We start from the raw sequence: 24419 nt of genomic DNA, 5'->3' as shown, positions 1-24419 counted from the left end.
ATCTTCAAAAATACCTCGATGAATTCTGCTACCGATTCAACCGCCGTTTCTGGCCTGGGCAGGGCTTCGACCGCCTCTTGAGGGCCTGCTCCAGTGCCACCCCTGTCACCTATGCGGAGTTAAGGGGATAGCCACGTAATTATTTCGCCTCCCGTTACTTCTTCGGTGGCAGTGGCGATCATGTTCGGAAGGTTGGTAACAGGCAGCAGATACTGGTGAAGCATGTTGGCGCCGACCAGGATCGCGAACATCGAGACCTGCATGCCTGCGTGGGACGGCAGAGATGCAACGGCCATGGCGTGGGCAATGACTACCGGAGTAAGAGCTGTGGTTTTCGGGCCCGCGCCGGTGAAGAGTACCTGCATACAAGTGATCAGCCAGATGAAGATGACCACCTGCAGGCGCACATCAAATGTGAGTATGGGGGAGAAAAAGGTCGCAGCAAGCCATTTTGCCGCGCCGGAACTGACGAGAATGCTCCCCATGGAAAGGCCCGCGCCGTAAACAATAAAAACCTTCCAGCTTACTTTCTTTTCCGTCTCCTTCCAGTCCAGGATCTGCTGCGGTCCGGGCAGGATCATGGCCGCTACGGCCATCATCGCTGTCAGGGTTGAATTAAGCCCGGTCAGAGAATCGGTGGCCCAGAGGCAGAGGGTGGTGAGAAAGACGACGAGGGCGTACTTCTCCTTTAAGGACATGGGTCCCATCTCTTTGAGAGTACGCGCTATTTCTCCCTGCCCGGCGGAGATGTCTTCAACTTCGGGCGGGAACATTTTGTACACGATGTAGGTCGAACCAAGCCCCATAAGCAGGGCCGGGGGGAAGCCCATGCGAAACCATTCAGCCCAGGTGATCTGGTAACCGGTAGCGGCCTGAACCAGGCTGGCGGTTATGGGGTTGGCCGCGTTCGCCGTCATGATGCCCACACAGTACATGGTGCCCGCGCTGGCAACGACGAAGAGCAGACCCTTGACCAGACTGCTCTGGCCTCTCTCGGCGCCGAAGGCCAGGCCCATCTGTGTGACCAGGGGCATGACCAGAAGCGTTTTCACGCCGAGCGACGGAATGAAAAATGACATGACAAGGGTGATGAGCGAAACAGCCCAATATAAATTCTTGGCCTTTTTGCCGGCCTTGCTGACCATGAAAAAGGCCATCCGTTTGGAAAGACCGCAGCTGTTCATTAAGGTGCCCATGATCATGCCGAGGGTGACAATCCATAATCCGTTGGTGGCATAACCACTGAGAGCGCTGCCGAGTTTGGCCGCACCCATGAGAACGAGCAGGATGACGATACAGAAACCGCTTTGGGCTTCGTCGAGGGCCTGGGATATCCACGATATAATAGCGAATGCGCAAACTCCGAGAGCGGCTTTGCCCTGATGGCTAAGGCCTTGTATGGGGGGCGTGGCGTAAACAATGATGAGCATAGCCAGCAGCCCGAGGGTGATGAAAAGAAGTTGTTTTTTTGTATACATGTTACCTCTCAGCGGCAGTTGCAAAAGCATTGCGATTTAAGATTATCCGCAACGGCAATATTTTAAGTTGTTACTGCAACGACAGATAGAGAAATCACAGATGAACGGTCGGTTTTGATCAAACACAGTCTCCGCGAGTAAGGGGCGATGGAACGGTCATGGCTGCCAGGAAGGTGATGGTCCGTTTGATCAAAATCGATTGAATTCCCTTGATGGACTGAACCTGTGGTTTCGTTGCCATCTTTCCTCCTCATGTCGGCGGTAAGTGTGTTCACCTGCTATGGCCTCTTTCCGCGGTCGTTTCTGTCCTGGTAGTTCAAGCAGCTTGTCCGCGCTGAGCTCTTTAGTTCAAGCTTTCGGTGTGAAGCTCGAAGGGAGCTCACTGTACTGGGTTTTCTAGGTATATTCACATGTTGCAAACTCCCAATGAGAACCCAGGGCAGATGGCCACTTTGTCTAGACCTTTCAGAGCAAAGGGCATGCCATGTCTCTGGCTGGAAGTAGAAATCGGGGATGTCAAAGTGTGTTTTTATAAGTTGCTTATGTTATTGAATATTATGTCTGGTGGTTGATAACACGAAGTGAAGCTTTCCTTGGGGTGTGTCTACAAAAGTAGACATGTAAACTGTCTATGGTAGACATGTATACAGAAGGCCTCATGAAGGCGGAGGGTGGCTGAGAAATTATGGCTTCTCGTGCCATCGAATTAGAGATTTGAAGGCCGGGCAGAGTTCACATGACTCTGTGAATAGATGTTATTTTACGCAGGTAGTCATTTGTCAGGACAGATGGAGAGGGGTAGATGGGGTTCATTCCTGAGTGTATTTAGATGTACTTAGAGTCCGTGGATGTATTTCTAGCATGGCTAAATCATTGGCATTCGTGTGAGTAGCTGCTGCCTCTCACGCCGCTAAAAGTGGTTCAAATCCGCTTGGGGACGCCAAAGAAATTCAAAGGATTACAGTGATATTGCTGTTAGCCTTTTTCTTTTTACCCCGCGCTATACACAGTGTGTTCGACCGAAATGGAAGGAGATGAATCGCACGGTTAGTTCAGATAATATGAGAACTCTTTGGCCGACATGCTTCTACCCGGAACATGATGAACAGTTACAAGGCAATGATATATCCATCAGCACTCTTTAAGGAGTGATTCAGCGTTCTTGGTCTCGAGGTCCGGCGTGTTGCTCCTTGCCGGTATTGTTTCTTCCCCGTTTGCGGCCAAACGAGGCCAGCATGCCGCAGGATGAGAACAGAGTGAAAATTACTAGGCTGATGCGCATGCTCTCCAAAAAATCGGGTAAGGACGCCTTGGCTACTGACTGCCCGTGCATGAGCAGGGAAAAGATCACCGTGGCCGTGGTCATGCTGGTGACCATGCCCAAGGTGCGCATGGTGCCGATCATGCCTGAGGCCACTCCGTACTGGCTTTGCTCCACGCTTCCCATGATGATCACGGTGTTTGGAGTGATGAAGACGCCGATGCCAAGACCGATGAGGGCGAGTTCGACAACGATCAGCCATGTCGGGGTGGCTGGGCCGATGGTGCAGGCTGCAAGCAAGAGGCCCAGACTGCTCAAGGCCATGCCCAGGTTGGACAGGCGAACGGGATGGACCCGGTCCGAGATGAGCCCGGCCACGGGCGAGACCAGCACCTGCATGAGCGGCTGCAGCAGCAGAAGAAGCCCGGCTTCGTGCGGGGACATGTCCCGCACGTATTGCAGGTAGAGGCTCATGAAGAAGGTAACGCCGAAAGTAGCGGCATAGGTGCCCATTGCCGCCAGGCAGCTCAGGCTGAAAAATCGGTTGGCCAAGAGCGTGGCCACGTCCAGCAGGGGGTGCTTGAGCCTGGTCTCCAGCACGCCGAAACCGAGCAGGCAGGCCACTCCGGCCAGCACCATGAGAACCGGAGCCATACCCTGACCCAGGTGCGAGGCCCCCACCATGAACAGGGCCAGGCCAGCAGCGTAGACAAGGCCTCCCAGCCAGTCCATTGTGCCGGGCTTGTCCGCGCGCCATTCGCCACGCATGCGGGTGAGGCACAAGAGAGAGCCCAGAAGGCCAAAAGGCACCACAGTGAGAAACACGAAGCGCCATCCCAGGTGGCTGGTGACGTACCCGCCCAGAACCGGGCCCAGCGTCAGCCCCGCGTAGGTGAAGGCACCCACTATTCCGAAAGCCCTGCCTCGTTTCTGGACAGGAAAAACCGAAGCCACCAGGGCCATGCTGCCGCACAGCAGGAGCGAGGCCCCGGTGCCCTGCAACAAGCGCAGGGCGATGACCACATCGATGTTGGTGGCGAATCCTATGGAACAGGTCAGAAGCGTGAACCAGGCGAACCCTGTGAGAAACACCTTGCGCCGCCCGACCAAGTCGCCCAGGCGGCCGAAGGTCAGCATGGTCATGGCCAGGGACAGGGCGTAGAGTTGCTCAACCAGGCCCAACTGTTGGGCCGAGGCGTTCAGCTCGTTTCCCATGGCCGGCAGGGCGACGCTCACTGAAGTGAGCATCAAGGGCACCATGAACTGGGCTGAACACACGGTGAACAACACCGCCAGGGGCGACACCGCCTTAGTTTCTCCCTTCACCCGGCCATCCTCCCAAGCGATTCCACGGCAACAACCGCCATGGGAACTAGTTTATATTAATGAGAAAGAAAAACAGTCTTTGTCCTGGTAATGTGGGGATAGGCTGATTGGGTGCAGGCAAACAGCATTCAAGAGGATGACGCCGAATTTGGTGATGGGCCGGGAGAAGAATACGCCATCAGGCAGTTGCCCAGGAAAAATCGTTCCAAGCCCGTTCTTGGCTAATAAGGCGAAGTCCTATGCGCCTATGCCTCCCATAAGGACGTATTTGGCCTCCATGAAATCCTCAATCCCCTCGCTTTCGCCATCCTTTCGTGAAGGCGGGCGGCGCGCTGCAAAGCGGTCAAACGCTTCCATGGCCCAAATGCATGGGAGGCGGTCTCGACGGCGGTTGCGGTTTCGGTGCGGCCTGCTTTGGGAGCGGTGCTTATGATCGCGCCGGATGCCGGGTTGTTCACCTCTATGGTCTTGCCATCGTTTGCGTTGGTCCACTTGCCGTCAAGAGAGCACTGGGTCTTGAAAAATTTTAAATTTCCGATCTGGAGTGCAAACTCCTTGCAGACGGGCATCGGACTCCATCGGAAACAATGATGTGCCACTCAATTGGAGAAGAGCTCGCCCCATTAATATCATCACTCCTGACGGCGTTGCGGTCTGCCTTGCCAAGCGAGTGCGTTCATCCTCCGCATATGAAAGGGCAGAAGTTGACGAAGGCATTATCGGGGATGCGTGTGTTGGCCTCGGCTAGCTGGTGGTCGACGAAGACCAGCGTCACCTGTTCCGGAGAAAGGCCAAGGTGTGAAATGAGCCAGCCCACGGTGGCACCTTCGGGGATGGGGTAGGAATGGGCGTTCTCAGGCGCATGCGCGGCCAGAATGCCCTCTAACTTGAGATGTATCCGCATGTACTACCCATAACCCTGCCGCATGAGCGATTACCAGCGGGGTAAAGACCGGGGCCGAAGCCCCGGTCTTCATACAAACACAGGGATTACGCCAGCCAACCCAAACCCAGGTCATGAAGCTTGCCAGGACGCGGGTTTCCGACTTCGTCCCAGCCCATCATTTCATAGTACATTTTAATGGCTTTGCCGAACTCCTCCTCGTCAATCTTGGCATCCTTGGCCGGACCTTCGGGGATGATTTGGTGCAAGCGTTTGAAGAGCTTGTCGTCTTTCGCGCTAAAGCCCTCACGGATGTTGAACATGCGGGCCATGACCACCGAACGTTCGGAACCGAGCATAAGTTCCAGGAGGCTGGTCTCCCAGCCCGTAATGGCTTTGATGGCTTCCAAGAGCTTGTCGTAGGTCAATGCGAAAATGGGGCGCACCACGAAGTTGCAGATGCCAAGAGTGTTGTTCATGGCCCACGTAAGCTGACCGGCCTTGAAGAAGGACACTTTTTCAGGCCCGTTATCCCGCACTACCGGAGAGCTCAATTGTCCAAGGGGAGCGATCAGGCGCCACCCCTCACCCTGGAAAGCCACGTCATGGGGGCATTCGATGTGGTCGGCACCGGTCGGGGACAGGGCGAAGCCAAGGCCCACACCGGTTTTGCCGCGCGGGTCGTGGAGGCCCGGTTCAAGCCCTTTTACCGTGAACGCATACTTCTCGGCCCCCCGACCTATGGCGGAGGCGGCCCGTTCGACACCCTGATTCAAGATGGCTCCGATTCCTTTGCCGTCCTTCATTTTTTCGAGCAGCCAGAGCATGCCTTGTGCGTCGCCAAACTTTACTACGCGACCCTCAGCGTCGTCAGGGCCAAGGACACCCTCTTCGAAGCACTCCATGGCAAAGGCGATGGTGCATCCCGCGCTGATGGTGTCCATGCCCCAGGCGTTGCAACGTTCATGCGCTTTCGTGACGGCTACGAGGTCTGAGACGCCGCACATGGAGCCGAAAGCGGCAAGGGTTTCATACTCCGCGCCGCCGTAACGCTCATCCATCTGGTCGTCGATTTTTACTTTGCGCTTGCAGGCTACGCCACATTTGTAGCAAGTCTCGCGACCCGTCTGGATCTTTTCGTATCCTGGAACTCCCAAGTTCTCAGCGCCCTCGAATATCCCCTCACGCCAGTTCCGAGTGGGAAATATCCCTTGTCCCTGCTGGGCCATGACGTGCATCGGTGTGCCGAACTTGCCCAAGTTGACGTTGGGCATGTGGCTGCGGATAGCTGCCAAATGCCATTTATTTAATTCAGCCAGGCCCTGGGGGTCTGCGTATTCGTACGGCTCCTGCGAACCGCGGCAGGCGATGGCCTTGAGCTTCTTGGAACCCATGACCGCGCCCATGCCGCATCGACCGTTGACATGGGCCAAATTGTTGATGACGCACGCCATGAGAGCCACGTTCTCTCCGGCAGGGCCGATGGAGGCCACCCGGATTTTTTTGTCTTTATGTTCCTTACGGATAGCATCCTGGGTTGGTGCGTTATCCAGGCCCCAGAGAAAGCCAGCGTCGCGCAATTCAACATTTCCGTCTTGAATCCATAAATAGACAGGCTTGTCTGCCGCGCCTCGGATGACGACGGCATCGAAACCGGAGAACTTCAGTTCCGGGCCGAAATATCCGCCAGCCTCTGCTTCGCCGAATGCGCCGGTGAGCGGAGACTTGGCGGCCACAGTGTAGCGACAGAAACCAGACAGAGGAGCCCCAGTCAGCACCGAACAGGCGAATACGAGCACGTTGTCGGGGCCTAGCGGATCGGTGTCCGGTTTTACATTATTAAGCAGATAATACGTGGCTAGAGCTCCTCCGCCCCAGTACCGACGGTAAAAAGTTTCACCCGGTTCTTCCACTTCCCATGTTCTGGTTGTCAGATTCACATGAAGTATCTTGCCGTTGTATCCGTGTGGCATGTTTTTATCCTCTCCAAATGGGCAATTCCTGTCCGGTGGTGGACACGGGGCTCCCTTCTCCGGCTACTTCGTCACCTTGTAGACGGCGTTGCAATCTTCCTTGCCATGTCCGGCGGCACTGGCCTTCTTGAACACCTCAAGCGCCGCGTGCATGGCCGGGAGCTCCATGCCCCAGGCGTCACCCATCTCGCAGCCGAGGCGCACGTCCTTGAGTGCCAGGTCGAGCCCGAAACGATTGTTGAAGTCCCCTTCAGCAATCCAGGGGCCGCGCACATCCATCTGGAAGCTGCGCGCGCCGGTATCCTGGAGCAGTTCGATGAGAAGCTTCTTGTCGATGCCGGCCTTCTCTCCGATCTTGATGCCTTCGGCGAGCACCACAAGATTGGTCATGCCCATGAGGTTGCTGATGAGTTTGACCGCGCAGGCGGCTTCGACCTGGCCCAGGTAGTAGGCTGGTTTGCCAATGACGGGCCAGATATCAGACAGCTTGTCGAAAACGGCCTTGTCGCCGCCGATGAACATCGGTTCCTCGGCCTTTTCTGCATGCCCGGGGGTCTTGCCCAAAGTGCATTGCAGAAAGCCTATTCCCCGCGCCTTGGCGGCGGTTTCCAGGGATTTGGAGGTGGCCGGGTCGATGGTGGAGAGTTCAACGTAAATGGCGCCGCCTTTTAACTTGGCGAGCAGTCCGGAGTCGCCGAGCATCACCCCGGTGACGTGCTGAGGCAGGGGCAGGCTGGTGAACACGAGGTCGCAGGAAGCCAACTCGTCCACATTGGCGGCGGCGTTGCCGGTGGTCCCAGCGGCGAGGGTACGATCAACGGCTTCCTTGCTCAGATCGTACACGGACACGCTACGGCCACTGCGGATCAGGTTCCTCGCCAAGGGGCCGCCCATCAGGCCTACGCCGATAAATCCGATCTTCATGACGCATGCTCCTTTCATTCTGGTTCAAGTTCTTGTTCAGAGGGTCGATCCCCCTGGTGCATTTCACGTCGCTCGGTGCGTCGCATGGACGCCTGGAATCAGATGTATTTCGAGCGATTCTAGATAGTTATATTAAATATTTTATATATTATAGAAGATTGTCCAATCAACATGATACCAATTCCATCAATGTCCCCTTGGCTGTTTGCCATGATTACAAGCGCGGTAAACCGCGACTCAGTCAACCTTTGCCTCTATGCCGCGGTCCAACCTCCATCGAGAAAAAGAACCTGGCCGGTAACGTAGGACGATGCCTGGGAGGCCAGGAAGAGCGTTATTCCGTGGATGTCCTCCGGCTCGCCGGTTCTTCCTATGAGGGTTTTTGATGCCAGGCCTTCGGCAAGTCCGGGTTGTTCGAAAAGCGGTTCAGTGAGCCTGGTCTTGAAGAAACCGGGAGCCACGGCATTGGCCGTGACACCGCTTTTGCCTCTCGACCATGCCTCGGCCATGGCCCTGGTGAGCTGCGAAACGCCCCCCTTTGATGCTCCGTAGGCCACGCTGTTTTCGAAAGCCCGGACACTTTGGAGCGAGGCGAGGTTGATGATGCGACCGAATCCACGGTTGAGCATGCTCCCGACAAGTTCCTTGGCCAAAAAGAACGCGGCACCAAGGTTCACCGCCAGAGTCTTCTCCCACGAGGCCACGTCCACTTGCTCCCAAGGCAGGCGCGGGTTCACCCCGGCGGCGTTGACGAGAATATCCGGTGGGCCGAATGGGCGAGCAGCTAGGTGAGCGAGTTCCGGGAGTCTGTCCGTGAGCGAGACGTCGAATTCGACACACGCGGCCTGGCCTGCGCAATCGCCGAGGTCTTCGACCGCTGTTTGCAGCCGTTGCGCGTTTCTGCCGCAGAGTACCACCCGGGCTCCGCCAAACGCCAAGGCCCTGGCCATGGCCAGCCCAAGTCCGGAATTGCCTCCGGTCACCAGGGCCACGCGCCCGGCAAGTCCGAATAGGCTCTCAATAAATGACATGTCTCTCGCCTGTGCTCGTCTTCTTCAGGGAATCATCGCAGAATCCGCAATGGCTTTCGGATATGGGGCTCATGGCCGAATAACCTACCACCATTTGATGCACTCCGTGACATGGTCGCGGATTTTCACGAATTCCGGATCGTCGTAGACGCGAGGCCTTGGCAGGTCGACGATGACCTCCTCCTTTATTGTGGAGGGCTTGGGCGAAAGGATGAGAATTCTCTCGGCAAGGTACACCGCTTCCTCGATGTTGTGCGTGATAAACAAAACCGTGGTCCCAAGCTCCTTCCAGATGCGAAGAAGCTCGTCCTCGAGATAGTATCGCAGTTTCACGTCAAGCTGGCCGTAGGGTTCGTCCATCAGCAAGAGATCGGGCTGAATGGCGAAGTTGCGGGCGATCACCACCCGTTGCTCCATGCTGGCTGAGAGCTGCTTTGGGAAGTAGCGGCGGTATTTGCGAAGCCCGACAAGGTCGAGCATGCTCTCGACCCGGCTTTCCACCTCCTCCTCGGGCAAGCGCTTGATGCGCAGGCCGAAGCGGAGGTTGTCCTCCACGGTAAGCCAGGGGATGGCCGATACTTCCTGGAAGACGAAGGCGATGTTGTGGATTTGAGGATTAGCAGGGACCCCGTCCACCAGGATATCCCCCTTGCTCATGGGTATGAACCGCGACAGGCAGTTGAGGAACGTGGTTTTCCCGCAACCCGTTGGGCCCACAATGCAGAGCATCTCGCCCTTGTATATGTCGAAGTTGATGTCTTTGAGCACCAGCAGGTCGTCATAGTACTTGGTGAAGTCCTCCACCTTGACCTTCACCTCTTTTCCAGACGCGTATTCTTCCTTCGTGCGCGGTATCACTGCTGATCCTCCTATAGCGCCAGGTCGGTATCGTTGGAGATTTCCTTACGCAGTTTCAGGAAGGTCGGGTCCGTGTATGCCCTGGGTTTAGGAACGTCGATCACGTATTCGTTTTTGACCTTCCCGGGCAGGGCCGACATGAGGACGACCCGGTCGCCCAGGTAGATCGCTTCCTCAATGTTGTTGGTGACAAAGAGAACGGTGCGTTGTTCCTTTTGCCAGATTTGCAGGATGTCTTTTTCCATGGCGTAGCGGGTTTGGGCGTCCAGGGCGCCGAAAGGCTCGTCCATAAGCAGGATGTCCGGGTTGTTGGCGTAGGCCCTGGCAATGCCAACCCGCTGCTTCATGCCTCCGGAAAGCGAAAACGGATAGGCGTCCTCGAAACCCTGCAATCCCACCAGCTCTATGTATTTCCTGGCCGTGGCGTAGCGTTCCTCCTTGCCCACACCGTTCACCATGGGACCGAAGGCCACGTTGTCCAAGACGGTCTTCCAGGGAAAAAGGGCGTATTGCTGGAAGACGATGCCCCTGTCCGGGCCAGGGCCGGTCATGGGCTGGCCATTTATGAGTATCGAACCCGCGTCGAGACCCAGCAGCCCGCCGATGCAGTTGAGCAGCGTTGTCTTGCCGCACTGTCCCGGTCCCAGGATCACAAGAAACTCATTTTCGCGCACGGTCAGGGAGACGTCATCCAACACCTGCATCCTGTGATTTTGCACATGAAAGGATTTCGAGACGTTCGTGCATTCGATTTTGGTTACACCAGCTCCCTGCGCCATGGGCACAACCTCCTCTCGATCCATCTGAATGTCGCTGCCAATAAAGCCCCAACCAAGCCGATTATCGCCATGCCCACGAGGATCATGGAGGGTTTGTTGAGGTCCATTCCCTGGATGATTATGAAGCCAACGCCCTCCCGGGCGCCGACGAGCTCCGCGGCCAGAACGCACATCCAGGACATGCTCAGGGCGTTCTGTACGCCTGCGAACACCGAAGGCAGGCTTGCGGGTATGGCCACATTGAAGAATTGCTGGCTTCTAGTGGCACCGAAGGAACGGGCGGCGTCCAGCAGCAAGGGATCAATGTAGCGCATGCCGGTGTACGAGTTGAGTATGAAGATGACGAAGGCGCCGACGAAACAGATGAATACCTTCGGCCCCTCGCCGATGCCCAGCCAGAGGATGGCTATGGGAATCCAGGCGATTGGCGGAATGGGGCGAAGAAGCTCGAAGATGGGCATGACGATCTTTTCGCATACCCGGCTCCAGCCCATGTACAATCCAAGGGGCAAACCGATGATTCCGGCCCAGAAATAGGCGATGAGCACCCGGCGCATGCTGTAGTATATGTGCATCCATATGCTGTTCCCGCCGATCTTGACGGTGAACATGCGCACGGCTTCATTGAAGAACATCTCCGGTGAAGGAAGCTGTTTGGTCCCTATGATCAGTGTCGTTATCTTCCAGAAGGTCAAAAAGATGATGGCCGAGCCGATAGGGGCCGCGATGGTAAGGAATTTGGTTTTGGCCTTGGAAGCAATCATAGGGTCAACCTCCTCGAAGAAGAGAAGCGGGCTTCGAATCGTGTGAGCCCCCAGGACATGAGCGCACCGAGAAACCCGATGGTCAGCATGCCGACGATGATGATGTCCGGCCTGGCCAGGCGCCGGCCAATCTGGATCATGTAGCCCAGCCCCTGGGAGGCGGCCAAAAGCTCAGCGGCCACGAGGGTCGTCCAGGCAGCGTTCAGGGAGAGCTTAAGCCCAGTGAAGACCATGGGCACGGCCGAGGGAACGCCAATCTTAAGGAAGGTCTCCCAGTTGGAGGCCCCATATATCTGGGCAACCCGGATGAGCACCGGGTTGGTCAACCTGATTCCGGTAAACGAGTTGATCACGCATGGCACGAATGCGGCCAGGAAGATGATGAAGGCCTTTGCCTGGAGTCCGATACCCAGCCAGAGGATGGCAATGGGAATCCAGGCGATGGGCGGAATGGGCCGGACAGCGTCGAACATGGGCCGGACCAGCAGGTTCAGCGGCTGATACCATCCCATGAGCAGCCCAAGCGGAACACCGATGACGGCCGCCGCAACAAACCCGCTTAAGGCCACGACCAGGCTAGTCACTGAATGTTCATACAGCAGCGCGCCATCCGGATTGGGGTTCATGAGCTTATCGAAGAATATGACCACCACGTCGCTTGGAGGCACCAACTGGTACGGCCCGATAATGCCCAGCCGACATATGAGTTCCCAACTCACAAGAAACAGAATGAAGCTTACAACCGATATCCAGTTTTCCCGTAATGAGCGCCGGTAGAGGCTTTCACGCTCCGCCTCGATCTGCGACGCGTCGGAGGTCGTTGTGATGGGCATCGTTAGCCGCCTTTCAGTTAGGGTAGTCCCCCGGGAAAGAGTGCCTTTCCCGGGGGAGAACGCGCTCTACTTTTTCGCGGCCCGCTTTTCAGCGAGCATTTTCATGAACTTGGGATCGATGAAGCAATTGGCCTTCACGTAGCGATCGTATTCGGCCTGCGAAATGCGCCCCTGATCCACCATGAACTGGGCGATGTCCTTCATCCATTTGGGTGCTTTGTCCGGATTGGTCAAAAGCTCTATCTGCTCAGTGACGTTGAAGAGGGGGCGGAGCTTGAACTCCTTGCCAACCTGCTCCGGGGTCATCTCAAGCCCGCAATAATCGTTGAAGTATTTGGAAAGGGCGCGTTCGCTCTGCTGCGGCTCACTTTTCATCTGTTCGATGCCGCGCATGTAGATGTCGAGCCACTCAACCACCTTGTCGGGATTCTTTTCCGCGAATTCCTTGCGAACGATGATGCCCCCGGGAACCATGACGCCGGCGCGGCGTCCGGAAGAAACCTTCTTCCAGCCCTTGGCCTCGGCCACGTAGCTGGAAGGGGCCCACAACTGGATGATGTCGCCCTCGCCGGCACCAAACGCAGCCATGGCTTGGCCTTGTTCCATGTGCACGATTTTGACGTCGCTATCCTTAAGACCCAGAGCCTTCAGGGTCGAAGTCAAGGCGTAGTGGCCGGTGGACACGGTGGTGGCAAGAATTCTCTTGCCCTTCCAATCCTCGGTGGTGCCCATGATTTCAGGATATTTCGGATTGGCGCCCGCTGTTTTCAGCAGAGGAGAGTCGGGGCGGACCCACAGGTCGTTGGTTTCGGATTCATCGTTGGAAATGCCAATCAAGAGCGCCCCGTAGCGCAGACTGGCCATCATGGTGGGAATGGTGCCGATGGCGCCAGCATCCCATTCGTTGGCAGCCAAAGCTTCAACTTGGGGAGCGCCTGAAGCGAAAAGCAAGTATTTCAGGTCGAGGGGAGAGTTAGCGGCTGATTTGTCTTCAATGGCCTGCCATGTGGGAAGCCCGTGCAAACAAGGCTGGCCACTGATGCGCATGGGAAACTTGTCTGCTGCGATGGAAAATCCGCAGGCTGTTATCAGTACTGCGAAAAGAACGGTTAAGGCAAATAGGCTTCTCTTCATGAGGAAAGTCTCCTTTGAAAATGTTTAAGCCCTGCTTCAATTCTTCAGCGCTACGGTTCCTCCCTTCGTATCAGTTCGTAAAAGGTTGATTCTGTGTATCTTCGTAATAAGAAAACAACGTTATGACATCGATGACGACACATTCGGTATAGAGTTCACAATCCATGGAGCAGTCTCTTGGGGGCGAATCATTTTTTTTGTGTCCCTGCTCAGTCCCCTGCTCCGTATATTGCTTCATGCTGCGTCTGTTTGTTCCATTCACCTCTGGCGGAAGGGTTTAACCGGCGAGCTCTCTCACGAGTCACGACGGAAGACGACACCTTCGAAGCGCTATGGAGCCAGTTGTCCAACTGCCCCCCTGACCTCATTCCGATTGTAAAAATATGTAATATGTCTTATGTAAGACTTGCAAGGGTAAAAAATATTCCCGCCATAACCGGGACGTTGCCGACATTACGCATGGCGGAGTTGTTTGTCTTTCTTCTCATTCATGCTCAAGGTGATTCACTCAAATAAAGCAAGGATAATGCCAGTGTTGCCATTCAAGGATGTGCGAAATGGATCTCGCGGTTAAACTCAAATATGAGCCAGAAATTGGTGGTGTGCGGCAAAAACGGGGTGATTTTATGATTGTTTGAGGATGAAGCCGGCAGGAGTAGTTAAGGCAAGTGCTGACAAAGGAGTTATTCTTAATAAGTATAGTAGTGCATCTTCAATATGTATTGCAAATATGCACGGTGGGATAAGGCGGCGGCTAGGAAAAATTGAAAAAACAGTTTGAAAATCCTTGCTTTATGAAAACAGAGCCTCCATTCTTCTCTAAACGCATTTGTCTTGCACATCTGCAACAAGATGGAACAGAGCAGGGATAAATCCCCTGAAATGCGCGGCCAGTCAGGGTTAGGCAGGATTGAGACCCTCAAAAAGCTAAAAGTCAAAATCAGTGCATAGCTGCAACAAAAACCAGGTGCCCAGAGCAGGTCTTATCCAAGGCTTGCTGCGGAGCGGTTTTCCCTGGAACACGGGGCTCACCTCAGGAACTCCAGAACGCTTCACCAATCGGTATCTTTACGCATCAATGACAGCTAACTTCTTGATAAAGGAATGTAAGCAGCCATGCTCCCTCAATATTTTGAGCAATTCCTCGATGCATTCAACGAAGCTGTTTGTATATCAGACAAAAACGGCGTCATAGTCCACCTGAACGCAAAGCACTCGGAACTGACTGGTTTGCCGCGCCACGAGCTCATAGGGAAGTCGGTTTTCGAATTGGTCGACCGCGGACATTTCGACGTTGTGCTCAACCCGTTCGTCATCAAGGAAAAGCGGCCCGCGACCAGGGTGCAGAACTTGGAAAATGGCACAAAGGTGGTTCTTGACGGGCACCCGATTTTCAACTCTCGCGGTGACGTAGATATGGTGGTGACATTTATCCGTGACGTGACCACCTTGCTTGAACTCAAGGAGCAGATTACCGCGCAGAAAGAACTCCTGGAGACATTCAAAAATCTTCAGAACCCAGAGTACGAAAAGCTCAAGAACAGTCCGAGGGTCGTGCACAGCAGGGCAATGAAGAAGGTCTTCGGGCAGATGGGAATCATCGCTGCCACGGACGCCACGGTACTCTTGTTGGGCAACACCGGGGTGGGAAAGGACGTGTTCGCCCGCAGGCTGCACGCCACGAGCCCGCGCGCGGACAGGCCCTTCATAAAGGCCGACTGCGGGAGCATGCCGGAAAACCTCGTGGAGACGGAGCTTTTCGGCTATGCGCCAGGCACTTTTTCCGGGGGGAGCAAACAGGGCAAGGCGGGCCTTATTGAAGCCGCCAACACAGGGACGTTGTTCCTGGATGAAATCGGCGAGTTGCCCATGACAATGCAGTCCAGGCTTTTGCGCGTGCTCCAGGATTGGGAGATCATGCGCGTGGGCTCAACGGTTTCCCAGAAGGTCGATGTGCGAATCATCGCCGCCACCAACAAAGACTTGGAACGAGAGGTCGCCGAAGGCAGATTCAGGTCAGATCTGTATTACAGGCTTAAGGTCGCGGTGATCCGCATCCCGACACTTGCCAAACGCAAGGCGGATATCCTCCCCCTGGCGCATTGTTTCCTGGAGTTCTACAGCTCCAAGTACCGCCGCTCCATGACACTCTCCCCTGGAGCGGAATCCGTGCTGACCGAATATGAGTGGCCTGGCAATGTCCGCGAGCTGGAAAACCTTATTCATGGGCTCGTAGTGACCATCGGCAAGAACGTAATTGAAGCTCGCGACCTGCCCATCGCCCGTTCCGCGACACGAAAGAGAGATCTTGCAGCCAAAGTCATCCGGGACGTGGACATCGAGGGCAAGTCCTACAAGGATATCTTGCGCGAACTGGAAACCAGCATCATTCAGACAGGGCTCAATAAATACGGCTCAATCACGGAAGTCGCCAAACACTTCAAGGTGGACCGGACAACCATTTTCCGCAAGGTCAAGGAGATGGAGAAGTATGCCGCGTCTGCGGCCGAGAAGGTTTGATACTTCCTGTGAGAATTCGCGTGAGCGAGCTTCATAACCTCGCCAAGTGATGTGAAGCCAATGGATAAGTAAACAGGATTCCCGCATTCTAACAGGTATTATCCAGTTTTGCTGTTTTTGGAGGAAAGCCCCGCGCCAAGTCCCACACCGAGTTTGAACAGTGCAGGGTAGGGAGAGTCGAGTATTTCTGCCGGCCTCTAGGGAGCGGATGAACCACCACAGGCCCGCTTCATTGCCGCACCGACATAGTTCGCGATCTCATGGGCAAAGGGGGCGAAGAACTGCAACCGGGTTAGGTCGATCTTTGTGGACAGGCGTGTCAAACGCAGCAGATCACCGCTATCCTCCGCTTCATGGGGCCAGATGCCTGCAAAGAAATAACCCGCTTCTTCGGCTTGTTCACAAATAAGGGGGGTTTCAGGCTGCGCCAAGGGAAGGTCAAGGCATATCAGGTCTGCTCCGGCAATATCTATCAGATCAAGAGTGGCGCGCAGAATCTCTCGCCACTGTCGGCTGTCGGCATCTTTGACTAATATCATGCCCTTGTTGTCTTGCTTGTTGAAGGAAACCGCATAGCTCCCCTGGGTGCCGCGCCGGGATGGTTCCCCCGGAATTACGGGCCGTTGGAGATTCGCGTAGATATGCCGGACGATTTCCCTGTGCCGTGTAGGGACATGAACAGAGGCAGGGGGGGGAGCGACGAGATACTTGAAGCAGTGCAGGAACGATTCGCGTTGCGGTGGTTCGGTTTCCAGACCCAAAGCCTTAAAGCCGAACGGAGAAATGGTAGCCAAATCCAACCCGCAGGGTTGCGCGCCAAACTTTGCCACCTCCCGCTGACTGATGGCGTGGCTTGTCACGGCACCGAACGACAGTCCGAACAGGTTCATTTCCCGCGCCTTGGCGGCCAGGGCCTCGGTCAAGTCAGCTTGCAGCCCTCGCCCCCGATGGGGGGGCGATACAGCCAGCGCTACCATTTCAGCCATGGCGGCCGGGCCAGAGCGCAGCATGCCGACATGGCCCACCACTTCTCCATTTTCCGCGACAGCCACATAGCTGACGAGCCTCCCCTCCTGCACCAGTTCGAGCAATCCTTCGGGCTGGTAGAACTGCTCGAAACGGTAGGTATATCCATAGGTCAGCCAGAACATTCGAGAGACCTGCAAGGCGTCATCAGGGTGCAACGGCCGTATCGCGTATCGTTGCATGGGAGCCTGTGGAGTTTCCACCGGCTGGGGGGCTGCGGCCTGGACGGTACCATTGCCGGGCAAGCGCTTTACCAGCCGTAGCTCCTTCCCGTGTTTCCCCTGATTGATCCAGTGTACCTCATCAGCCGCATGGTGAATGAGTTTGAGTCCCAACCCGGAGCCGGCAGCCGATTCCCGGGCGGTTTCAGCCGCCGGTTTATCAATCCGAGCTGGATCGAACGGCAATCCTTCGTCACCAAAGGAAAGCCTGAGTTCGCCCCCGGCAATTTCGCCATGCAGAAAGACGCCACCATTGGTACCGTCGGGATAGGCGTGTTCGCGAATGTTCAGGAAGGCCTCTTCCGTCGCCAGCTCAAGAGCTAGGATGTCGCGTCCGGATAACCCGCCAATCTCCGCCAGTACCCGAACGCTGCCTTGAAGCAGGGGCAGAAACCGGTTGTCCGTTGTAACATGCAGCTTAGTCTTCAGGGAGTGCGGCATCCTAATTTCTTGCCTACCCGGACAAACCGGAAGTGCCGAGCACAGTCGGAGCGCTGCTGCGGGCGGTTTCCTCCCGGAAGGTGATGGACGACGTAGGCACCACCATGTCCTGGAAGGCCAGAAGGCTCACGTTGCGGATAGTTTCGGACCCCACGGGTGTGACCACTACGTTGCCGGAGGCGTTGCGGACGAAGTTGTTGTCTAAGAGGCTGTCGAGAAAGATTGCCACGTTAAACCCCGGCCCGCCATCCAGGATGTTGTCACCCGGGCCCGAGTAGAGCAAATCGTTGCCCCGCCCCCCGTAGAGGAGGTCGCCAATTCCGTTGCCCAGGAGCAGATCGTTGCCGTCGCCTGCATATGCGGCCTTCACGGTGGTCTGGGGGGTGATAGTGAAGTTGGTCTTGTCGATGGTGCTGGTGGTGCCCGGGTTGAGGTTAATGATCGAGTCGGTCGTGACCGGGGAGGCGTTGATTACAGCGGTACCTGAAGGATCGTTCAGCACTGTGCGTTTGGGGTCCTGCGCGGCGTAGTAGCTGTATTCGTTGGTGAAAACGTAAGGAAGGGAACTGGTTGAGGAATCCCTGCCCCACAGGACAAGCTGCCAATCCCCAAGTTGTCCGCTCTGTCCGTTATTGACCGTGTCCTGCACGGAAAGGGTCCAGTTCCCTGTGGATTTTTCCCCGAGAAACTGGGTGGAGGTCATTGAATAGTTCTGAGGAAAAGGCCTGCGTATGGCCTCCTCTTCGTCAGGGTCGACGGATTCCGGGGTGGTCAGCAGCACGCTTTTGGTTCCGGACGGCGAGGTCAAGCTGATGGTCAGATCCGAAGCCAGGGGATGGTTGATGTTGAGGATAACCTCGGCCCGTTCCACCTGCTCCGGGCTGGTCACGGCGATGGAGGAGTTCACACCCGCGCCTCCAGTAGGAATGGCTTGCCCAACTTGAGCCGATCCTCCAACCTTGAGAACATTCACCGCCGTACTTTGGCTGGTCCAGGTTTCGGCAAGCCTTACGGCTGCATGGGCGTCCACCAACCCGTAGCCCACATCGTTGTTGACGTGCATGCCGCCCCCGTTCCAGTTGGTGGCGGCGTTGATGGTCCACTGGGCGGATATATCGGTGTTTCGAGCTGTGAGCGCCAGGATGTCCTGCACGTCACGGTAGCCGAGCTTCGGATTGGCCTGGAGCATGAGCGCGGCCACGGCCGAGACCTCAGGTGCCGCTGCCGAGGTCCCGCTGAAGTCGAAGGAGTAGTCGCCGCCTGGAGCGCCTTTTTCCGTCAGCCCCTTTCCCACAAGCTCCGTGGTGACGATTCCGCCGACCCGGCCCACCTCCTGTAATACGGTGGGCTTGGCCCAGTCCGGGTTCTGGCTGCCCTCTGCAGCGGGTTCTTGGGTTTTTTCTCCCGCCGGGGTCTCCTGTGGGTCGTCTCCACCGCCGCCTTGGCTGAAATTCGCGTCCGGATCGTCGCCGCCCTCGCCTCCATCAGCAACCGGGTCTCCCGGCCCCTCGTCCGAATCCGGTACGCCGTCGTGGTCCGTATCCACATTGGCGTAGATGACGTTCAGGGATGGCGCGCCTACCAGGACGCTCGAACCCGGGGTGCTGTACGACGCAACACGCCCGTTGTGGTCGATGGCGGCCACGGCGATCGTATACGGGGAGTTGGACCAGTTCTGGCTGTTGGTGTTGGCCCCGGTAAGGCGGTCGTTGCCAGCCGAGAACACCACAACCGTGCCGAGCCCTCCCCGCCCCTTTGTGGCGGCATCCGCCAGGGCCTGGCCAGCGGCCGCTGCTTCCGGGGTGCCATCGGTGAAGCTGGTGAATTCGTGGAGATCCCCGCCCCAGCTGTTGTTGGCCACGTCGTAGTGGGCGGCGGCATACTCGAATGCCTTGGCTTCATCATTGGCCGCCATGTCCGGTCTGCTCGGGCCCAGATAGAGATAGACTGATGCCAGGCTGGCGTCCGGTGCTATGCCGGTCAGGCCGATGGAGTTGTTTGGCACGGCGGCGATCTCACCGGCTACGTTCATGCCGTGGTTGTCGCCTGCGAGCACTGGTTGGCCGTCGCCTGTGGGCTGGGCGGAAATACTTAAGGATGGCAGAACGTTTCTCGCCAGGTCCGGGTGGTCGAATTCGATTCCCTGGTCGAATACGCCGACCACTACCCCTTTTCCGGTGTAGTCTTTCCAGACGTCGCCCAGATTCAGGTCGATGCCTGGAGTGCCGCCGGATTGGCCGGTGTTGCGAATGTACCACTGGGAGGAAAAGAGGGGGTCGTTTACCGTGGTGCTCATGTTGACCAGCCCTGGTTGGTATTAGAAGCAAGAAACTATGGAGTTCAATTTTCTTATCATTCCAAAGGAATCCCTGCAATCGCCTCACTAGACGAATGAAATGATGGAGGTCTTCCTGGCAAAACGTCTGTTTGCTGGAACTGGCGGCATTGTAAGAACGTAATGGGATTAAGGAATACAAAACATATCGTGAGCATCGGTCTCGTCGCTTGAGAGGTCGCGCCGGATAAAACCCTCGAACCTGGCTGGTTGGCGAAGAGGGAAAGCGCGGAGCACCACGATCATCGGCAAGAGAAAGGAGGGAGTGTCGGCAGGGCATGCCAAGCCAAGAAGAAAGCCTTGTCAGGCTTCAGTCCATGGTGAGGTGGCCTGACTTGTGCGATCGTTTTCACCTCTTCACCTTTTGCGGGGCCCGCTCCCAGGAGCAAGCCCCGCTATCAAGCGATTAGGCCATCGACTGGATTTTAGCGATCAGTGCGTCAGCAACCTGAGTCGTGGTGGCCTTGCCTCCCAAATCCGGGGTGAGGGTCTTGCCTTCTGCCGTGACTGCCTTGATGGCCTCTTCGATCAGTGCTCCGGCGCGCTTCTCGCCCAGGAAGTCGAGCATCATTGCGCCGCTCCAGGCCATGGCGATGGGGTTGGCTATGCCCTTGCCGTAGATGTCCGGGGCAGAGCCGTGCACGGGCTCGAACATGGAGGGGTAGCGGCGCTCGGGGTCGATGTTGCCGCTGGCGGAGAGGCCCAGGCTTCCGGTGATGGCGCCGCCAATGTCGGTGAGGATGTCCCCGAACAGGTTGGAGGCAACCACCACGTCCAGGGATTCCGGCTTGAGCACGAAGCGGGCGGCCATGGCGTCCACCAGCACGCGTTCGGTCTTCACATCCGGGTACTCTTTGGCCACTTCGTCGAAAATCTGGTCCCAGAAAGTCAGGGTATGCTTCTGGGCGTTGGATTTGGTGGCGTGGGAGAGAAGCTTGCGTGGCCGTGAACGGGCCAGCTCGAAGGCGTAGCGGATGACGCGCTCAACGCCCGTGCGGGTGAACACCGACGTCTCAACAGCGAGTTCCATGGGCTGGCCGGGATGCATGCGCCCGCCCGCGCCCGCGTATTCGCCTTCGGTGTTTTCACGCACCGTGATGAAGTTTATGTCGCCCGGCTTTTTGTCTTTGAGGGGAGTGGGGACGCCGGGAAGCAGGGTGGTGGGGCGCAGGCAGATGTACTGGTCGAAGCCCAGGCGGATCTTGATCAGCAGTCCATGAAGGGAGACGTCGTCCGGGACCAGCTCCGGATAACCAACCGCTCCGAAATAGATGGCGTCGAAGGGCTTCAAGATATCCAGGCCGTTGGCGGGCATCATCTCCTTGTGCTCCACGTAGTACTCGCATCCCCATGGGAAGTATTCGTAATCCATGCTGAAGGTGCCGCAGGCCTTGGCGGCCGCGTTGAGTACGCGCACACCCTCGGGGGTCAGTTCCTTGCCAATGCCGTCGCCAGGGATGACAGCTATTTTGTATTTTTTCATCTCGTCCTCCATTTTTCTGTTACGAGGCGTTCTTAGTCCATATTATTGGCATCGTCCGCTAAGAAATGAAATGCAAAAAGCCACTATTGATCAGATGACTGTAATAATTTGCGAACCATGCCAGTAGACATTGTGCCGCATTGCGTTGCTATGTAGATTCTGGGCGGAGTACTACATTGACTTCCTCGTATGTTTTTGGGATTGTATAGACATGAATGGCAGGGGGTGTCCCTTCTGCTGATGAAAATCCATGTGGCTTGTGTGTGCATATCCTTGAAGCAATCCGTGAAACGAAAGGAGATGCTGATGAGAAGACATCTTGTGAGCTTGCTGTCCGCTTTGGCAGTCGTGACAATCCTGGCCGCGGTCCCAGCCTTCGCTGCCGCCAAGGAAAAACCTCTTCCGGTGGTTCAGCTTATCGCCACGGGCGGCACCATCGCCATGAAGATCGACCCGGTGAAAAACGCTCCGGTTCCGGCGATTTCCGGGGAGGACCTTTTGGCCACGGTGCCTGAGATGGGCAAGGTGGCCACCATCCAGGTGCAGAACATCTCCAACGTGCCGTCGGGCTACATGGACCCGCCCCGGTGGGTGGAGTTGCAGAAGGCGGTCAGCGCTGCCCTGGCCAAGCCCGAGGTGGCCGGGGTGATCGTTTCCCATGGCACGGACACTCTGGAGGAGACGGCGTACTTTCTGGACCTGGCCGTGAAGAGCGACAAGCCGGTGGTGCTCATCGGCGCTCAGCGCAACGCCTCTGAAAGCGACTTCGACGGCCCCCGCAACCTCCTGAACGCAGCGAAGATATGCGTGGCTCCCGAAGCCAAGAACAAGGGTGTGATGCTGGCCATGAACGGGCAGATAAACGCCGCCCGCGAGGTCACCAAATCCCATACCTCCGATGTGGAAACCTTCAAGTCCGGCGACTTCGGGTTCCTGGGCAATGTGGACAACGACAGGGTGGTCTTCTACCGGGCCCCGGTGAGACGCCAGCACATCCCGGTGAAGATGGCCGAGCTGCCCAAGGTGGACATCGTCTATTCGTACGGCGGGGCTGACGGCGGCCTGATCAAGGCGGCTGCAGCGTCCGGCGCCAAGGCCATCGTGGTGGCTGCTCTGGGCTGGGGCAACGTGAACCCGGCCATGTACGAAGCCGTAAAAGAGGTGGTGAGCCAGGGTACGGTGGTGGTCATTTCCACCCGCGTGCCAAACGGGCGGGTGCTGCCGGTGTACGGCTACATTGGCGGCGGCAATACCCTCAAGGCGGCTGGAGCCGTTTTCGCGGACAACCTCTCGCCCCAGAAGGCCAGGCTTTTGACCATGCTGGCTCTGCAGACCGTGAAGGGGCAGGCCGAGTTGCAGGCTCTCTTCGACAAGTAGACCCGGCCTTAGAAAGCTCCCCGGACAAAAGAGAACGACGCCCCCCGGCAGGAATGGCAGCGCAGGACGCTGCAGCCGGGGGGCGGTCGTCGGGGGGGCGTGCATGATACCAAAAAAGGACCGGAACCTTTTGGTCTTAGCAGGGACCCCGGCTGGGCGGGGCGAATGTCCCTCAAAGGTCTGGTCCGTCACGGGCACTCCTGAAGCCGTCCGCCATGGAGCGAGCATTTCACCGGCTCGCGGGATTGATTCCGACGCTTTACTTGATGAACCGCACCTGGCTTCCAATCTCTTCAATGATGGGAGCCTTTTTTGCGTTGAAGTTTGCCTTGTTGGCCTCGAACAGGTTGTTGCCCTTGGTGTCGATGGAGATGATGAGCGGACCGAACTCCTTCACCCGGCAAACCCAGAGCGCCTCGGGCATTCCCAGGTCCTCCCATTCCACCCTCTCGATCTCTTCAACCTCGGTGGCGGCCAGAACGGCGCAGCCGCCCGGGAACACGGCGTGGAGGGCCTTGTGGCGTTTGCACGCCTCAGCAGTGTCTGCCCCCATGCCGCCCTTGCCCACGATGAGTTTGACTCCGGTTTCCTCGATGAAGCGGTTTTCAAAACGCTCCATGCGCATGCTGGTGGTTGGGCCGATGGAGATCATCTCCCAGGAGTTTCCTTTTTTCACCACGATGGGGCCCGCATGAAAGATGGCGAGTCCTTTGAGGTCGACAGGAAGTTCGCGTTTAAGTTCGATCAACCTGCGATGCCCCACGTCGCGGCAGGTGACCAGAAGGCCGTTTAAGAACACAACGTCGCCCACATTCAGGGACTCGATGTCCTCGCTCTTGATGGGAGTGGTTAGGACCTTTTTCACAGCGTAGCCCCCTTGTGCGAGAGAATTTCGTAGGACAGGTCCGCATTGATGCGGATGGTGCCCCTCCTGTGGGCCCAGCAGCCCACGGACACGCCCACGCCGATGGTGGACGGATGCCGGGCCGAGGATTCGATGTGCACCCCGAGCACTGTAGATGCGCCGGAGAGCCCCTGAGGTCCGATGCCTACGTCGTTCAAACCCTTCTCCAGCAGTTTTTCCATTTCCGCTGCCCTTGGATCGGGGTGGCGAGTGCCGATGGGGCGCAGGATGGCCCGCTTGGAGAGCATGGCCGCTGTTTCGACCGATGTGGATATGCCCACGCCGACCAGCAGGGGCGGGCAGGCGTTCACCCCATAAGACGTTATGACGTCGAACACGAACTGGACCACTCCCTCGTAGCCGGCCGAAGGCATGAGCACCTTGGCCGCTCCGGGAAGGCTGCACCCGCCGCCGGCCATGTAGACCTCGATGGTGGCCGAGTCTTCACCGGGAGCGATGTCCCATTCGACCCAGGGGATACGCGAGCCTGTATTGTCGCCGGTGTTCTTTTCAATGAATGTTTCCACTGCATTGTGGCGAAGGGGGGCGTTGCGGGTGGCTTCCCGGACCGCGTCTCCGAGAATGGCCTTGAGTTCCCCTAAGAGCGGGAAGGCTGACCCGGCCCGAACGAAGAACTGTATGACGCCTGTGTCCTGGCAGCAGGGCCGGTCGAGGCGGTCCGCTGACTCCAGGTTTTCGAACATGGAGTCGTAGACCACCCTGGAGAGGGTCGACGTCTCGCGCTCCCTGAGTTCAGCCAGCTTGTCCAGCACGTCCTGGGGAAGGCGCTTCCCCATGTAGCCGGTGAACCTGGCCATGATATCGGTCAAGGACCGTATCGCTTCCTGCTTGTCCATGCGCAAGCTCC

20 protein-coding genes are annotated in these 24419 nt (G+C 57.0%); 3 read left to right on the top strand and 17 right to left on the bottom strand.

The window, feature by feature from the left end; all coding sequences use genetic code 11:
• On the top strand, positions 1-131 hold a 131-nt coding region (locus HY795_04090), incomplete at its 5' end, for a DDE transposase (protein ID MBI4804398.1).
• On the opposite strand, the gene HY795_04085 is transcribed toward HY795_04090, so the two are convergent.
• The 12 genes from HY795_04085 to HY795_04030 all read right to left on the bottom strand — a co-directional run bounded on the left by HY795_04085 (position 120) and on the right by HY795_04030 (position 13244).
• A complete protein-coding gene (locus tag HY795_04085; protein MBI4804397.1) occupies positions 120-1478 on the bottom strand; it encodes an anion permease in 1359 nt (452 codons plus the stop codon). The two genes, HY795_04090 and HY795_04085, sit on opposite strands and share 12 nt — an antisense overlap.
• 1153 nt (positions 1479-2631) lie before the next feature.
• Positions 2632-3999, bottom strand: a complete 1368-nt coding sequence (locus HY795_04080; protein ID MBI4804396.1) for an MFS transporter — start codon at positions 3997-3999, stop codon at positions 2632-2634.
• A gap of 311 nt (positions 4000-4310) precedes the next feature.
• Positions 4311-4634, bottom strand: a complete 324-nt coding sequence (locus HY795_04075) for an aldehyde dehydrogenase family protein (GenBank protein ID MBI4804395.1) — start codon at positions 4632-4634, stop codon at positions 4311-4313.
• 107 nt (positions 4635-4741) lie between these two features.
• On the bottom strand, positions 4742-4969 hold the full coding sequence (locus HY795_04070; protein MBI4804394.1) for a thiamine S protein: 228 nt from the start codon (positions 4967-4969) through the stop codon (positions 4742-4744).
• A gap of 86 nt (positions 4970-5055) precedes the next feature.
• A complete protein-coding gene (locus HY795_04065) occupies positions 5056-6921 on the bottom strand; it encodes an aldehyde ferredoxin oxidoreductase family protein (protein MBI4804393.1) in 1866 nt (621 codons plus the stop codon).
• Positions 6922-6984: 63 nt separating this feature from the next.
• Entirely contained in the window at positions 6985-7845 is an 861-nt protein-coding gene (locus HY795_04060) for an NAD(P)-dependent oxidoreductase (GenBank protein MBI4804392.1), read from the bottom strand.
• 254 nt (positions 7846-8099) lie between these two features.
• Positions 8100-8876 carry an SDR family oxidoreductase gene (locus HY795_04055; GenBank protein ID MBI4804391.1) on the bottom strand — a complete coding sequence of 259 codons (777 nt, stop codon included), beginning with the start codon at positions 8874-8876 and terminating at the stop codon, positions 8100-8102.
• Between the two features lie 84 nt (positions 8877-8960).
• A complete protein-coding gene (locus HY795_04050) occupies positions 8961-9731 on the bottom strand; it encodes an ABC transporter ATP-binding protein (protein MBI4804390.1) in 771 nt (256 codons plus the stop codon).
• Positions 9732-9745: 14 nt separating this feature from the next.
• The gene (locus HY795_04045; protein ID MBI4804389.1) at positions 9746-10513 is read right to left on the bottom strand and encodes an ABC transporter ATP-binding protein; all 768 of its coding nucleotides are present in this window, start codon (positions 10511-10513) and stop codon (positions 9746-9748) included.
• Positions 10492-11277 carry an ABC transporter permease gene (locus HY795_04040; GenBank protein ID MBI4804388.1) on the bottom strand — a complete coding sequence of 262 codons (786 nt, stop codon included), beginning with the start codon at positions 11275-11277 and terminating at the stop codon, positions 10492-10494. Before HY795_04040 ends, HY795_04045 begins: the two co-directional genes overlap by 22 nt.
• Positions 11274-12110 carry an ABC transporter permease gene (locus HY795_04035; protein ID MBI4804387.1) on the bottom strand — a complete coding sequence of 279 codons (837 nt, stop codon included), beginning with the start codon at positions 12108-12110 and terminating at the stop codon, positions 11274-11276. Before HY795_04035 ends, HY795_04040 begins: the two co-directional genes overlap by 4 nt.
• Positions 12111-12176: 66 nt before the next feature.
• The gene (locus HY795_04030) at positions 12177-13244 is read right to left on the bottom strand and encodes an ABC transporter substrate-binding protein (protein ID MBI4804386.1); all 1068 of its coding nucleotides are present in this window, start codon (positions 13242-13244) and stop codon (positions 12177-12179) included.
• Positions 13245-14360: 1116 nt separating this feature from the next.
• Between HY795_04030 and HY795_04025 the strand changes: the two genes are divergently transcribed.
• Positions 14361-15764 (top strand): sigma 54-interacting transcriptional regulator, encoded by a 1404-nt coding sequence (locus HY795_04025; GenBank protein MBI4804385.1) that lies wholly within the window; start codon positions 14361-14363, stop codon positions 15762-15764.
• Between the two features lie 197 nt (positions 15765-15961).
• Here the strand turns inward: HY795_04025 and HY795_04020 are convergent, their stop codons facing one another.
• From HY795_04020 to HY795_04010, 3 genes are all read right to left on the bottom strand, one after another.
• Positions 15962-17452: a GNAT family N-acetyltransferase gene (locus HY795_04020; GenBank protein ID MBI4804384.1), complete on the bottom strand. Its 1491-nt coding sequence runs from the start codon at positions 17450-17452 to the stop codon at positions 15962-15964.
• A gap of 13 nt (positions 17453-17465) precedes the next feature.
• The gene (locus HY795_04015; protein ID MBI4804383.1) at positions 17466-19748 is read right to left on the bottom strand and encodes a S8 family serine peptidase; all 2283 of its coding nucleotides are present in this window, start codon (positions 19746-19748) and stop codon (positions 17466-17468) included.
• 445 nt (positions 19749-20193) lie between these two features.
• On the bottom strand, positions 20194-21270 hold the full coding sequence (locus tag HY795_04010; GenBank protein ID MBI4804382.1) for a tartrate dehydrogenase: 1077 nt from the start codon (positions 21268-21270) through the stop codon (positions 20194-20196).
• Positions 21271-21570: 300 nt separating this feature from the next.
• Here HY795_04010 and HY795_04005 point away from each other — a divergent pair, with 300 nt between their 5' ends.
• A complete protein-coding gene (locus tag HY795_04005) occupies positions 21571-22647 on the top strand; it encodes an asparaginase (protein MBI4804381.1) in 1077 nt (358 codons plus the stop codon).
• A gap of 259 nt (positions 22648-22906) precedes the next feature.
• Here the strand turns inward: HY795_04005 and ttdB are convergent, their stop codons facing one another.
• Together ttdB and ttdA are read right to left on the bottom strand one after the other, a co-directional pair.
• On the bottom strand, positions 22907-23512 hold the full coding sequence (gene ttdB, locus HY795_04000; GenBank protein ID MBI4804380.1) for a L(+)-tartrate dehydratase subunit beta: 606 nt from the start codon (positions 23510-23512) through the stop codon (positions 22907-22909).
• Entirely contained in the window at positions 23509-24408 is a 900-nt protein-coding gene (gene ttdA / locus HY795_03995) for a L(+)-tartrate dehydratase subunit alpha (protein MBI4804379.1), read from the bottom strand. The genes ttdB and ttdA overlap by 4 nt, the downstream gene beginning before the upstream one ends.
• Positions 24409-24419: the final 11 nt, after the last annotated feature.

The sequence above is a fragment of the Desulfovibrio sp. genome, assembly GCA_016208105.1.
In the GTDB taxonomy this organism is placed as follows: Bacteria; Desulfobacterota; Desulfovibrionia; order Desulfovibrionales; family Desulfovibrionaceae; genus Fundidesulfovibrio.
Note: the sequence above shows the minus strand (reverse complement) of the source record. Positions and strands in the feature narration are given on the sequence as shown.